Genomic DNA, 13,574 nt, shown 5'->3' on the forward strand with positions numbered 1-13,574 from the left:
ACTCTCGTGGCATGTTCATCCACGACCTGATCGCGGACGCCGGCGGGGCGGCGACGACGGCTCAGCTGCTGACGCTGATGTCGCGCAAGACCATCGACACTCACGTCCGCACAGGACTGATCCGGCGGGTCTGCCGCGGGGTCTATTCGCTGACGGAACCAGACGTTGAGGTCCGGCTTACGGCGCTGACCCTGGCGACGGGCCACGCCCTGGTGCCGTGCCTCGGTACCGCCGCCAACATCTGGGGCTTCGACACCGAACGTGATCGACGCCTTCACGTCCTCGACCCAGGGATCCGAATGCGTCCGAGTATCGAGGTGATGGTTCACCAGCGGGCCGGCGCACCGCTTCGACGGGTGAACACGCGACTGGTCACCGCGCCGGCATGGACGGCCGTAGAGGTCGCGCGCACGTTACGTCGGCCGCGCGCACTCGCCACGTTGGACGCGGCACTGCGGGTGGGCGTGTCGAGGGACGAACTCACTGCTGCGCTCGAGGAGCAAGGGGGACGGCGTGGGATCGTCGCCGTACGAGAACTTCTGCAATACGCGGACGGTCGAGCGGAATCGCCGATGGAAAGTGAAGCCAGGCTGGTGTTCATCGACCACGGGTTGCCGCTCCCCGAACTGCAATACGAGATCGTCGACCACTGCGGCGACCTATGGCGAGTGGACTTCGCCTGGGAGGACGCGAAACTCGTTGCCGAATACGACTCGATGGAGTGGCATGCGAATCCACTTGCATGGAAGCGTGACCGCCTCAAGGTGGAGCGGTTGAAGGAACGCGGGTGGACCACTGTTCCGATCGTCGTGGACGACGTCCGCGTACATCCGTGGGAACTGGCTAGTTGTACCGAGTCATGAGGTTGGTGTCAGCCGGCTGATCGGTGGGAGGCCGTCGAGTGCGCTGTGACGTCGTCGAGTGTTGTAGTACTCGAGCCACGGTGCAAGGGCTGCGGCACGGTCGGTGTTGCTGGTGAAGACCTGGCGGTAGGCCCATTCGGTTTGCAGCGTGCGGTTGAGCCGTTCGACCTTGCCGTTCTGCCATGGGCAGTGCGGTTTGATGAAGATCTGGCGGGTTCCCATCTCGGCGCACACCTCGCGAAGTGAGTAGCGGTAGGCCCAGGCGTTGTCGGTCATGAGGCAGTCGATCGTGGGGATGCCCTTAGTGCGGAAGTAGGCTGCCGCACGGCTCAGGAACGCTGCGGACGTCAATCCCTTCTCGTCGGCTAGGACCTCGGAGTACGCCAGCCGCGAGTAATCATCGACGAGTGAGTGCACGAAGTCGAACCCGTTGCCTCGCTTGCGTTCTCGATCCGGTGCGCACCCTCGACCATGAGCACGCCACCCGCCGCCGTCGGGTATGCGGCCCAACTTCTTCACGTCCATGTGCACCAGCTCACCGGGCCGTGTGCGTTCATAGCGCACCGCGGTCAGCTTCGAGGCGCGGATGAGGTCACCGGTCATCGGGTCACACATCGCCAGGTGCGGGACGTCGTGACGGGCCAGGACCCGTGACACCGTGCGTGCCGGCACGCACAGTTCGGCGCCGATGCCATCGGGGCCCATCCGCTGAGCCCGACGCAACGCGACGATCTGGGCCTCCACTGCGTTGGGCGTGCGAGTGGGGGTCGTGTGCGGCCGCGAGGACCGATCGTGCAGTCCGGCCTCGCCCTCGGCGTCGAACCTGTCGATCCACTTGTGCACGCATTGGCGCGAAATACCCATCGACGACGCGATGTGGGCTTTGTTCCAGCCCGCATGGAACCGCTCGACGATCAACAGTCGGCCTAGGTAGGTCGTGCGGGCATTACGGTGGGACACGAGAACCTCCGGATAGGTGATGGGCCTTCGACAAGCCACACCCCACCCGGAGGTTCTCCCTACATCAAGCCGACACGCCTGACACCAACGTCATGTCCCGGTACAGCTAGTCGGATCGACAACCTCCTGCGGCAACGCAAAGGGATTCAACCTCGGTGAGCAGACGTGAACTCCCCTCGATGGCTGCGAAAGAGGGGAGTTCACGTCTGCTCGCGGGAGAAGGGGGCCGACCCTAATAGGCGAGCTGGTTGACCGCCGCGGAGAACACGCGGGGGAGGGCGGCGGCGGCGGGGACGAGGCGCGATCGCACCGGCGGGTGGGCGGTCGCCGCGACCAGCCCGGCCGTCAGCATGCGGTAACGACGGGTGAGCCCTCGCCAGCGGCGGTCGTAGTCGGCGGTCCGACCTCCGACGACGCAGTCCACCAACGCCTCCGCCGCCCCGAACGCCAGGCCCATGCCCTCCCCGGTCAACGCGTCGATGTAGCCGGCGGCGTCGCCGACCAGCATCACCCGGCCCGCCACCCGCGACCTGGCGCCCTGCCGCAGCGGGCCCGCGGCGCGGTCGGGCCCGTGCTCCAACCCGTCGATCCGCTCGCGTAGTTCGCTGAACGCCGACAGGTGCCGGTCGAACCCGCCGCGGCTCGAGGACAGGACGGCCACCCCCACGCAATCCGCGGCGACGGGGGTCACGTAGGCCTCGGCGCCGGCTGCCCAGTGCACCTCCACCGAGTCGGTCCACGGCGCTACCCGAACGTGCCGACGGATGCCCCAGCGACGGGGTCCGCCGGTCGGTCGGTCGAGTCCGAGTCCACGGCGGATCGGGGAGTGCAGTCCGTCGGCCGCCGCCAGGTACCGTGCCCGAAACCGTCCGGCCGCAACGCCGTCGGCGTCCTGGGTGACGTCACCGACGTCGCCCGACTCGAACTTCACGCCCGCCTCCCGCGCGGCATCGGACATCGCCGCGTGCAGCGTCGTGCGCCGGACCCCGCGGCCCGAGCCCGCGCGGAACGCGGCGTCGACGCGACGGTCCCCGGACACGTAGGTGATGCCCCGCAGCGGCCTGCCCTCGACGGCGACGCCGAGACGGTCCAGGTGTGCCAGGGTGTGCGGCATCATGCCCTCGCCGCACGCCTTATCCAGCGTTCCCGGCCGCTTCTCGACGACGATCACCTCGAGACCCGCCCGCGCCGCGTACAGCGACGTCGCGAGGCCCGCCGGACCGCCGCCGACGACCAGCAGGTCGATCACGACAGGCTCGCCAGCGCGCGGTTCTCCACCCGGATCCGCGTCCGCAGCAGCAGCGCGTTCAGCACCGTGAACGCCACGGCCGTCAGCCACGCCGAGTGCACCAGCGGTAGTGCGATGCCCTCGACGACGACGGCGACGTAGTTGGGGTGCGGGATCCACCGGTACGGGCCACCGGTCACCCGCGGCGCGCCGGGTACGACGACCACGCGGGTGTTCCACTGCGGGCCGAGAGTCGTGATGCACCACCACCTCAGCACCTGCGCGGCGCCGACGACGGCCAGCATCGGCCAGCCGAGCGCGGGCAGGAAGGGCCGGTCGAGCAGCAGCGGTTCGACCACGCATCCGACGAGGAGTGCGACGTGCAGGGCCACCATCGCCGGGTAGTGCCCGAGGCCGACCTCGGTGCCGCCGCGCGCCGTCGTCCACGCCAGATTGCGTTTCGAGACGACGAGTTCGGCGACGCGTTCGACGGCGATGACGGCGATGAATGCGAGATACCAGGCCATCGGTCAGCTCCACCGCAGCAGGACGAGTTCGGAGCAGAAGCCGGGACCCATCGCCATCATCAGCCCGGGACTGCCCGCGGGCGGGCGCTTGGCCATCGTGTCGCGCAGCACGTGCAGCACCGATGCCGACGACAGGTTGCCCACCTCGGCGAGCGAGCGCCACGTCAGCTCCAGGGCATCGTCGGGGAGGCCGAGTGTCGCGGTGATCGCTTCGATCACCTTGGGGCCGCCGGGATGGCTGACCCACGCTCCGACGTCGTCGATGGTCAGGTCGTGTGACGCGAGGAACCCGGTGACGTCGTCGCCGAGATAGCGCTCGACGACGCTTGGCACGTCCGGTGAGAGCACGAGGCGGAAGCCGCTCGCGTCGACGTCCCAACCCATGGTGCGCTGCGAGTCGGGGTAGAGGTGGCTGCGCGAGTCGAGCACCTCGGGGCCGGATGCGCCGATGGCCTCGGCGCGGCGATCGCCGACGGCCACCACGGCCGCGGCCCCGTCGCCGAACAGGCTGGAACCCACGACGGTCGCCATGGACGGGTCCGTCTTTGGTACCAGGGAACACAATTCGACGGCGAGCAGGACGGCGACGCCGTCCGGTGCACCGCGGAGGTGGTCGTGCAGGCGCGCGATGCCGGCGGCGCCGGCGACGCAGCCGAGGCCGAACATCGGCACGCGCTTCACGTCGGGGCGGAGCCCGATGAGGCCGGCGATGCGCGCGTCGAGGGTCGGCACGGCCAGCCCTGTCACGGTCGTGGTGTAGATGACGTCGACGTCGGCGGGGTGCAGCCCGGCGTCCTCCAGCGCGCCCAGCACAGCCGCGGCGCCCAGCCGGACGGCGTGCGCGATGAACACGTCGTTGGCGCTACCGAAGTCGGTCAGGCCGGCGTAGTCCTCGAGTGGCAGCACCATGTGCCTGCTGTCGACCTTGGCGCTGCGGTGCAGCTTGCGGATGGCGTCGGCGTGCGCGCCGTAGCCCGGCATGGCGAGCAGGGTGTCGGTCACCTCGTCCTGGGTGTAGCGGTTGGGCGGCAGTTCGCCTCTGACACTTGCGATGACGCTCATCGATCACTCCTTCACCGTGGTTGCCGAGGTCACGTCGTCGTGAACTCCGTGGAAGCGAGGCCCGTCGGGACCGTCGCCGTGGTCGAGCCCGAACCGGGCGTGGAGTCGGACCAGTGGCCGCGGCGCCCACCAGTTCCACTCGCCCATCAGGTGCATGAACGCCGGCATCAGCGCCATCCGGATGAGGGTGGCGTCGGCGAGGACGGCCAGGGTCAGTCCGAGCCCGAACATCCGCATGAACGACACCTCCGCGGCGATCAGCGCCGCGAACGAGATCGACATGATGACCGCGGCCGCGGTGACGACGCGACCGGTGCGGGCGATGCCGAGCGCGACCGCCTCGTCGCTCCTGGCGTGCGCCGATCCCGTCGAGGTCGACGAGAGCCAGTACTCGCGGATGCGGGACACCAGGAACACCTCGTAGTCCATCGACAGCCCGAAGGCGATGCAGAACAACAGGACCGGGATGTTGGCGACCAGCGTCCCGGTGCTCGTCGTGCCGAGGCCGGCGAGGTGGCCGTCCTGGAAGATCCACACCATCGCACCGAACGCCGCGGTCAGCGACAAGGTGTTGAGCACCAACGCCTTCAGCGGGATGACGACGCTGCCGGTGAGCAGGAACAGCAGCACGAACATCACCACGGCGATGAGCCCGAGGACCACGGGTAGCCGCGACGTGATGGCGTCGACGCTGTCGGCGTTGACCTGGGCCGTGCCGGTGAGGAGGGCCGCGCGACCGCCGGGACCCGCGACCTCGTGGATCGCGTCGAGCTGATCCTGGGACTCGTCGGAGAACAGTGGGGCCGTGCTGGTGACGGTCAGAAAGGCACTGCCGTCGGTGATGGTCGGAGGTGAGACGTCGGCGACGGCGGGCACCCGGGACAGGTCGGCTGCATAGCGGTCGAACTCGGCCGGTGTCAGGCTGGAAGCGTCGGGGACGACGACGGTGACGGCGGTGGCCGAGTTGCTCGAGAAGTTCTCGCGCAGTTGATCGCCCACCTGGTGGGCCGACGCGGTGGAGGGCAAGACGCGATCGTCGGGGAAGCCCCACGTGACCCCGAGGAACGGCGCGCCGAGGAGCAGCATCGCCGCGACGACCGCGAGGCCGATCGGGATGGAGCGACGGGAGACCACCGTCGTCCAGCGGTAGAGGAAGGTCCGTTCGATCGGTTGCCGTGCGGCCTTCTTCCTGCCGAGCAACCGGCGAACGTCGTACGCGTCCAACCGGTCTCCGATGAGCGCCAGCGCCGCCGGTGTGACGATCAGCGCGGCCGCGGCGGCGAACGCCACGGTGGCGACGCCCGCGTAGGCGAACGACTTGAGGAAGTGCATCGGGAACACTGCCATCATCGCCATCGACAGGGCGACGATGGTGGCCGAGAACAGCACGGTCCGACCCGCCGTCGTCATCATGCGCAGCAGCGCCGCGTCGCGGGTGGCGCCGTCGGCGAGTTCGTCGCGGTAGCGGCTGATCATCAGGAGCGTGTAGTCGATGGCCAATGCCAAACCCAGTGCGGCGCTGAGGTTGAGCGCGAAGATGGAGACGTCGGTGACGAGCGCGACGCCGCGGAGCACGGCCATCGCGCCGATCACGGAGACGGCTCCGACGGCGACCGGCACCGCCGCCGTCAGCAGACCCCCGAAGACGAGGACGAGGACGACGAACGACAGTGGGATCGCGAGTGACTCCATGACGAGCAGGTCGTGCTGGGACTGCGCGGTGATCTGTGCGTTGACCATCGCCGAGCCGCCCGCCCGCACGCTGACGCCGTTGCGGTCGCCGGCCAGCTGGTCGGCGAGATCCTGCGCGTACGTCGGTGAACGGCTTTCGCCGCCCGTGATGCCCGCGACGATCAGACCGGACCGGCCGTCGGTGCTGACCAATTCCGCCGTCGCGGGTGGCGGCGCAGTCCACGCGGAGGTGACGGTGGCGACGTGAGGGGAGCGCTCGAGTTCGTCGACGATGCGGGTCGCGACTCCCGTCGCGCTGCGGTAGCCGCCGGGGGCGGTGACCACGAGGAGGAGTTGGGCACTGCCCTGGCCGAATCGGTCGACGAGCAGCTGCGAGGCCTGCGCCGATTCGGAGGTGGGGTCCTCGAAACCGCACGCGCAGAGCTTGGTCACGACGGGCAGGCCGACGATGCCGGCGGCGACGGTGAGCAGCGCGGCGAGCACGAGGAAGCGTCGCGGCGCTGCCATCGCGTGCTCGCCGATGCGCTGCAGGAGGGGCAGCCTGCTCTCGGTGCTTCGATTCACGGCCGGCTCCTCCTGCGGTGCGCCATGTCAACAAGTGATGACTTAGGACGCTAGGGGACGCCGAGAGCTATGTCAACAGGTGGTGACATGGTGGCCGCGGTGCTGTCCGGCGTCGGACAGTCGCCCTAGACTGGCACCGTGTTGATCGGTTCGCATGTGCGCGGTGACGACCCCCTGTCCGCAGCCTCCGCGGAGGGTGCGGACGCGGTCCAGTTCTTCCTCGGTGATCCGCAGAGCTGGAAGAAGCCCAAGCCGCGCGAGGACGCCGATGTGCTGAAGGCCGCGTCGGTCCCGCTGTACGTGCACGCCCCGTATCTGATCAACGTCGCGTCGGCCAACAATCGGGTCCGCATCCCGTCGCGCAAGATCCTGCAGGACACCTGCGACGCGGCATCGGCGATCGACGCCACCGCCGTGATCGTGCACGGCGGGCACGCCGACGACAAGGACATGGAGGCGGGGTTCGAGCGCTGGGTGAAGGCGCTCGACTACCTCGAGACCGACGTGCCCGTGTACCTCGAGAACACCGCCGGCGGTGACCACGCGATGGCCCGCCACTTCGACACGATCGCGCGCCTGTGGGACCGCATCGGGGACATGGGCATCGGGTTCTGCCTCGACACCTGCCACGCGTGGGCGGCGGGCGAGGCGCTCGTCGACGCCGTCGAGCGGATCAAGACCATCACCGGCCGGATCGACCTCGTGCACTGCAACGACTCGCGCGACGCCGCGGGGTCGGGCGCCGACCGGCACGCCAACTTCGGCACCGGGCAGATCGACCCCGAGCTGCTGGTGGCCGTGGTGCGGGCAGCGGATGCGCCGGTGATCTGCGAGACGTCCGACGAGGGCCGCAAGGACGACATCGCCTTCCTGCGCGACCACGTCGGCTGAGGACGCTCTCAGAGGTGAACGCGGTGCGGCGGGCAGGCGGCCGGACGGTTAACTAGGCTGATCGAGGGAACGGCGATGGTTGGCGTCGCGCACCCGGTCCCCACACGGGGACCCGCCGACGCCGTTCCCGTCCCGAAAGGCTCATGTGTCTGCGATTGCCGACGACGCGACGATCACCCCGATCAGCGCCGACGACCGCCCCACGGTGCGCGACCGGCGGCTGCGGATACTGCGGTGGGTCGCCGTCGGGGCGTGGGCCGTCGTCATCGTCCATCGCACCGTGACCGAGGGCTTCGCCTTCAACCGAGAGCTGCTGCTCGTCTATATCGCGACCGGGCTGCTCGCGGGCAGCATCGGTCAGGGCCGCCGCATGCTGTACGTCATCCGGGACTGGCTGCCGTTCGCGCTCGTGCTGGTCGCCTACGACCTGAGCCGGGGTGCGGCCACCCTGATCGGCAGGCCGACCCTGTGGCACTGGCAGGCCGACCTCGACCGGCTGCTCTTCTTCGGGACCATGCCGACGGTGTGGCTGCAGGAACACCTCAAGATGCCGGCCGCGCCGTGGTGGGAAGTCGTCATCAGCACCGTCTACATGTCGTTCTTCATCCTCCCGTACGTCGTCGCGGCAGTGCTGTGGCTGCGCAACCGGGAAGAGTGGAAGGCGTTCGTGAAGCTGTTCGTCGGACTCTCGTTCGCGGCGCTCGTCGTCTACGCGCTGATTCCGGCCGCGCCACCGTGGGCGGCGGCCCGGTGCACCGCGGACGACGTGGCCGGTGGCCCGTCTGGGCCGCAGTGCATGTTCCGCTCGGCGCGGGGAGTGCCGGACGGCGGGATCCTGGGCGCCATGCAGAGTTCGCAGGACGGCGCCAACGGGTGGATCGAGCGCATCGTCACCCGCGGCTGGGGCAACCTCAACCTGCACAGCGCGGCCGCGCTCATCGACCAGGGGCAGGCCAGCGTCAACCTGGTCGCCGCGATCCCCTCGCTGCACGCCGGCATGACCGCCGCAATAGCCGCGTTCCTGTGGCACCGGGTCAACGCCATGTGGCGTCCCCTGCTCGTCGCCTACGTCCTCGTCATGGCATTCACGCTGGTGTACACCGCGGAGCACTACGTCGTCGACATCCTGCTCGGGTGGGCGTTCGCCGCCGTGGTGATGGTCGGAATCAACCGGTTCGACGCGTGGCGCAGCCGTCGTTCACGCGCCCGTGACGTAGACCTTCCGGAGGGTCTCGGTGACGGTCCAGACCGTCCGCGCGCCCGTCGCCAGCCGGACGACGTCGCCGGCGCGCAGGTCCAGGCTCGGGCTGTCGTCGGCGAACGCCACGGTGGCTGACCCGGACAGGACGACGAAGACCTCCTCCGCCTCGACGTCGCTCATGGTGCCCGGCGTCATCTCCCACACGCCGACCTCCACGCCGTCGATCTCGGTCAGCGTCTGCGATGCCGTCGTCGGCTCGCCTGCCAGGGTCTGATCCGGCGGAACCCCCTCGTGCTCGAGAGTCATCGACGCTGCAGGCACGGCGGTGTTGGCGTTCATGGGTCGAGTATGGAGCCGACGCGGCCGTGTTACGCATCTTGTGCAGCTGTCGGAAAAATGTAACAGTGGGCCATGGCCGATACGCACGTCGTCACCAACCAGGTTCCGCTGCTGGAGGATTACAACCCGGCGACCTCCGCCGTCCTGACCGAGGCGTTGATCCGCGAGGGCGGTGAGTGGGGCCTCGACGAGGTCACCGAACTCGGTGCGCTGTCCGGGAGCCGTCGGGCGCAGCGCTGGGGTGAACTCGCCGACCGCAACCGCCCGGTGCTGCACACCCACGACCGGTACGGCCACCGCATCGACGAGGTGGAGTACGACCCGGCGTACCACGAACTGATGACGGTGGCGGTGGGACACGGACTGCACGCGGCTCCGTGGGCCGACGACCGCCCGGGCGCCCACGTGGTGCGCGCCGCGAAGACGTCGGTGTGGACTCCCGAACCCGGCCACGTCTGCCCGATCTCGATGACGTACGCCGTGGTGCCCGCGCTGCGTGCGAACCCCGAGCTGGCGGTTCAGTACGAGCCGTTGCTGACCAGCCGGGTGTACGACCCGGAACTCAAGGTGCCCACCACCAAGGCGGGGCTGACCGCGGGCATGTCGATGACGGAGAAGCAGGGCGGTTCCGACGTCCGCGCCGGCACCACCGAGGCGACGCCCAACGGCGACGGGACCTATTCGCTGCGCGGCCACAAGTGGTTCACGTCCGCGCCGATGTGCGACGTGTTCCTGGTGCTGGCGCAAGCTCCCGGGGGACTGTCGTGCTTCTTCCTGCCGCGCGTCCTGCCGGACGGCACGCGCAACCGGATGTTCCTGCAGCGCCTCAAGGACAAGCTCGGCAACCACGCGAACGCCTCCAGTGAGGTCGAGTACGATGGCGCGACGGCGTGGCTCGTCGGCGAGGAGGGCCGCGGCGTCGCGACGATCATCGAGATGGTCAACCTCACTCGGCTGGACTGCACGCTCGGCAGCGCCACTAGCATGCGTACCGGGCTCGCGCGCGCCATCCACCACGCCCAGCATCGAAAGGCGTTCGGCGCGTACCTGATCGATCAGCCGCTGATGCGCAACGTGCTCGCCGACCTCGCGATCGAAGCGGAGGCCGCGACCATGCTGGCGATGCGGATGGCCGGTGCCACCGACCACGCGGTGCGCGGCGACGAGCGCGAGACGCTGCTGCGGCGCATCGGTCTGGCCGCCGCGAAGTACTGGGTCTGCAAGCGTGCGACTCCCCACGCCGCCGAGGCGATGGAGTGCCTGGGCGGCAACGGCTACGTCGAGGAGTCCGGCATGCCGCGGCTCTACCGCGAGGCTCCGCTGATGGGCATCTGGGAGGGCTCGGGCAACGTCAGCGCACTGGACACGTTGCGCGCCATGGCAACCCGTCCGGAGTGCATCGAGGTGCTGTTCGACGAATTGGGCCGGACCGCCGGGCACGACCCGCGGCTGGACGCTCACGTCGGGGCGCTGCGCCCGCAGCTCGACGATCTCGAGACCATTCAGTACCGCGGCCGCAAGATCGCCGAGGACATCTCGCTGGCGCTGCAGGGCTCGCTGCTGGTGCGGCACGGTCACCCGGCGGTCGCGGAGGCCTTCCTCGCCAGCAGGCTCGGCGGGCAGTGGGGCGGTGCGTTCGGCACGCTGCCGACTGGGCTCGACCTGTCGCCGATCATCGAGCGTGCGTTGGTGAAGGGATGACCGTCTTTCGGCGAGCGTGCGCGAACTCCCGCTCGGGACCCGCGTGTCGTCCGCAGACACGCACGCTCGCGGGAGAGGTCGGGGTCGGTCGATGACGCACGCGATCAGGCCCGTCGACTTCGACGACCTCAAGACGATGACCTACGAGGTCACCGACCGGGTCGCGCGGATCACGTTCAACCGCCCGGAGAAGGGCAACGCAATCGTCGCGGACACGCCGCTGGAGCTGTCGGCGCTCGTCGAGCGCGCCGACCTCGACCCGCGGGTGCACGTCATCCTGGTCTCGGGCCGCGGCGAGGGGTTCTGCGCCGGGTTCGACCTGTCGGCCTACGCGGAGGGATCGTCGTCGGCGGGGAACGGCAACCCGTACCGCGACACCGTGCTCTCGGGCAGGACGCAGGGCGTCAACCATCTGCCCGACCAGCCGTGGGACCCGATGATCGACTACCAGATGATGAGCCGGTTCGTCCGCGGCTTCTCGAGCCTCATGCACTGCGACAAGCCGACGGTCGCCAAGATCCACGGCTACTGCGTGGCGGGCGGCACCGACATCGCGCTGCACGCCGACCAGGTGATCATCGCCGCGGACGCGAAGATCGGCTACCCGCCCATGCGCGTGTGGGGCGTCCCGGCCGCAGGCCTGTGGGCACACCGCCTCGGCGATCAGCGCGCCAAACGCCTTCTCTTCACCGGTGATTGCCTCTCGGGCGCCCAAGCCGCGGAGTGGGGGCTCGCGGTGGAGGCGCCCGACGCCGCCGACCTCGACGAGCGCACGGAACGGCTGGTCGACCGCATCGCCGCGATGCCCGTCAACCAGCTCATCATGGCGAAGCTGGCGTTGAACACCGCACTGATGCAGCAGGGCGTCGCGACCAGTCGCATGGTGAGCACCGTGTTCGACGGCGTGGCCCGACACACTCCCGAGGGCCACGACTTCGTCGCGCAGGCACGCGACCACGGCTTCCGCCAGGCCGTGCGCAACCGCGACGAGCCCTACGGTGACGCGGGCCGTCAGACGTCCGGGGTCTGATGAAACGCACCGGGCCGGAGCGGATGACCGCACGGTCGGTGGTCCTCAGCGTGCTGCTCGGTGCTCACCCCGCATGGGCGTCGGCCGGTGATCTCATCGCCCTGACGAGCGACTTCGGCATCCGCGAACCCACGCTGCGGGTGGCGCTGACCCGGATGGTGGGGGCGGGCGACCTGGTCCGGTCCGCCGACGGGTACCGGCTCTCGGAGCGCCTGCTCGCCCGCCAACGCAGGCAGGACGACGCGCTGGAACCCCGCGCGATCGGTTGGGACGGCGAGTGGACGACGCTCGTGGTGACCAGCGTCGGGATCGACGCGCGGACGCGCGCGACGCTGCGGCAGACGCTGTTCGAGAAGCGCTTCGGCGAGCTCCGCGAGGGCGTGTGGATGCGGCCGGCAAACCTCGACGTCGACCTCGCGGGTCCGCTGCGAACGCGGGTGCGGGTGCTCGCAGCGCGCGACGCCGACCCGGCCGACCTCGTCGCCCGGCTGTGGGACCTGCCGTCGTGGTCCCGCACCGGTACCGCGCTTCTCGACGAGATGCGTTCCGCCACGTCGGTTCCCGGGCGCTTCGCTGCCGCCGCCGCCATGGTGCGGCACATCCTCACCGACCCAGTGCTACCCGACGAACTGCTGCCCGAGGGCTGGCCCGGCGCCGAGCTGCGGGCGGCCTACCACGACTTCGCCGCCGAATTGGTGGCGCGACGCGACGACACCCGAGTGATGGAGACGAAGTGACCGGAGAACCTGGCAGGGGCGGCGTACGGGTCGAGCGCAACGGCGCGGTGACCACCATCGTGATGAACCGGCCGGGCGCGCGCAACGCCGTCAATGGACCCGCGGCCGCCGAGTTGTTCGCCGCGTTCGAGGAGTTCGACCGGGAAGAGTCGGCGTCGGTGGCGGTGCTGTGGGGCGACAACGGAACGTTCTGCGCGGGAGCCGATCTCAAGGCGTTCGGCACACCGGACGTGAACCCCGCGCACCGCACCGGGCCGGGTCCGATGGGGCCGACGCGGATGGTGCTGTCCAAGCCGGTGATCGCCGCGGTCAGCGGCTTCGCCGTCGCGGGTGGCCTGGAACTCGCGCTGTGGTGCGACCTGCGGGTGATGGAGGAGGACGCGACGTTCGGGGTGTTCTGCCGCCGCTGGGGCGTACCGCTGATCGATGGCGGCACCGTCCGCCTGCCACGCCTGATCGGACACAGCCGAGCGATGGACCTCATCCTCACCGGTCGTGCGGTCGATGCCCGCGAGGCCCTCGACATCGGCCTCGCGAACCGCGTCGTCCCGACGGGCGAGTCCCGTAGCGCCGCCGAGGCGCTCGCCGCGGAACTCGCTGCGCTGCCGCAGCTCTGCATGCGCGCCGACCGGCTGTCGATGATGGGGCAGTGGGGCATGTCGGAGGCCGAGGCGATCGACGTCGAGTTCGCGAGCCTGTCGCGGGTCTCGTCGGAGTCACTGGCCGGTGCGCGCCGGTTCGCCGACGGTGCGGGCCGGCACGGCACGCGGGCCTGAAGC

Annotated in this window: 12 protein-coding genes and 1 pseudogene; 7 read left to right on the forward strand and 6 right to left on the reverse strand. The window is 69.7% G+C overall.

Annotation, left to right across the window (positions count from 1 at the left end; translation table 11 throughout):
- The first annotated feature begins 11 nt into the window (after window positions 1-11).
- Entirely contained in the window at window positions 12-863 is an 852-nt protein-coding gene (locus G6N64_RS11555) for a type IV toxin-antitoxin system AbiEi family antitoxin (protein WP_163801635.1), read from the forward strand.
- Here G6N64_RS11555 and G6N64_RS11560 read toward each other — a convergent pair.
- The 5 genes from G6N64_RS11560 to G6N64_RS11580 form a co-directional block, all read right to left on the reverse strand.
- Window positions 858-1,823, reverse strand: a complete 966-nt coding sequence (locus G6N64_RS11560; protein ID WP_163797048.1) for an IS481 family transposase — start codon at window positions 1,821-1,823, stop codon at window positions 858-860. The two genes, G6N64_RS11555 and G6N64_RS11560, sit on opposite strands and share 6 nt — an antisense overlap.
- Before the next feature lie 232 nt (window positions 1,824-2,055).
- Window positions 2,056-3,072 (reverse strand): NAD(P)/FAD-dependent oxidoreductase, encoded by a 1,017-nt coding sequence (locus G6N64_RS11565; RefSeq protein ID WP_163797050.1) that lies wholly within the window; start codon window positions 3,070-3,072, stop codon window positions 2,056-2,058.
- Window positions 3,069-3,578 carry an isoprenylcysteine carboxyl methyltransferase family protein gene (locus G6N64_RS11570; RefSeq protein ID WP_163797052.1) on the reverse strand — a complete coding sequence of 170 codons (510 nt, stop codon included), beginning with the start codon at window positions 3,576-3,578 and terminating at the stop codon, window positions 3,069-3,071. The genes G6N64_RS11565 and G6N64_RS11570 overlap by 4 nt, the downstream gene beginning before the upstream one ends.
- 3 nt (window positions 3,579-3,581) lie before the next feature.
- Window positions 3,582-4,640: a type III polyketide synthase gene (locus tag G6N64_RS11575; RefSeq protein ID WP_163797054.1), complete on the reverse strand. Its 1,059-nt coding sequence runs from the start codon at window positions 4,638-4,640 to the stop codon at window positions 3,582-3,584.
- Window positions 4,641-4,643: 3 nt separating this feature from the next.
- Entirely contained in the window at window positions 4,644-6,839 is a 2,196-nt protein-coding gene (locus G6N64_RS11580) for an MMPL family transporter (protein WP_163801637.1), read from the reverse strand.
- Between the two features lie 195 nt (window positions 6,840-7,034).
- On the opposite strand from G6N64_RS11580, the gene G6N64_RS11585 reads away from it, so the two are divergent.
- Window positions 7,035-7,787 (forward strand): deoxyribonuclease IV, encoded by a 753-nt coding sequence (locus G6N64_RS11585; protein WP_163797056.1) that lies wholly within the window; start codon window positions 7,035-7,037, stop codon window positions 7,785-7,787.
- A 154-nt stretch (window positions 7,788-7,941) separates the two neighbouring features.
- Window positions 7,942-9,123 carry a phosphatase PAP2 family protein gene (locus G6N64_RS11590; RefSeq protein ID WP_409370801.1) on the forward strand — a complete coding sequence of 394 codons (1,182 nt, stop codon included), beginning with the start codon at window positions 7,942-7,944 and terminating at the stop codon, window positions 9,121-9,123.
- Here G6N64_RS11590 and G6N64_RS30255 read toward each other — a convergent pair.
- A pseudogene (locus tag G6N64_RS30255) lies at window positions 9,061-9,327 on the reverse strand (cupin domain-containing protein); the annotation flags it as partial. The gene G6N64_RS11590 and the pseudogene G6N64_RS30255 overlap by 63 nt on opposite strands.
- Window positions 9,328-9,399: 72 nt before the next feature.
- Here G6N64_RS30255 and G6N64_RS11600 point away from each other — a divergent pair.
- The 4 genes from G6N64_RS11600 to G6N64_RS11615 all read left to right on the forward strand — a co-directional run bounded on the left by G6N64_RS11600 (window position 9,400) and on the right by G6N64_RS11615 (window position 13,571).
- Window positions 9,400-11,028, forward strand: coding sequence for an acyl-CoA dehydrogenase family protein (locus tag G6N64_RS11600; RefSeq protein WP_163797060.1), 1,629 nt, complete (start codon window positions 9,400-9,402; stop codon window positions 11,026-11,028).
- 91 nt (window positions 11,029-11,119) lie between these two features.
- A complete protein-coding gene (locus G6N64_RS11605) occupies window positions 11,120-12,058 on the forward strand; it encodes a crotonase/enoyl-CoA hydratase family protein (RefSeq protein ID WP_163797062.1) in 939 nt (312 codons plus the stop codon).
- 23 nt (window positions 12,059-12,081) lie between these two features.
- On the forward strand, window positions 12,082-12,795 hold the full coding sequence (locus tag G6N64_RS11610) for a PaaX family transcriptional regulator C-terminal domain-containing protein (protein WP_163801642.1): 714 nt from the start codon (window positions 12,082-12,084) through the stop codon (window positions 12,793-12,795).
- Window positions 12,792-13,571 carry a crotonase/enoyl-CoA hydratase family protein gene (locus G6N64_RS11615; protein WP_163797064.1) on the forward strand — a complete coding sequence of 260 codons (780 nt, stop codon included), beginning with the start codon at window positions 12,792-12,794 and terminating at the stop codon, window positions 13,569-13,571. The genes G6N64_RS11610 and G6N64_RS11615 overlap by 4 nt, the downstream gene beginning before the upstream one ends.
- Window positions 13,572-13,574 lie beyond the last annotated feature (3 nt).

The sequence above is a fragment of the Mycolicibacterium sediminis genome (genome assembly GCF_010731735.1).
In the GTDB taxonomy this organism is placed as follows: Bacteria; Actinomycetota; Actinomycetes; order Mycobacteriales; family Mycobacteriaceae; genus Mycobacterium; species Mycobacterium sediminis.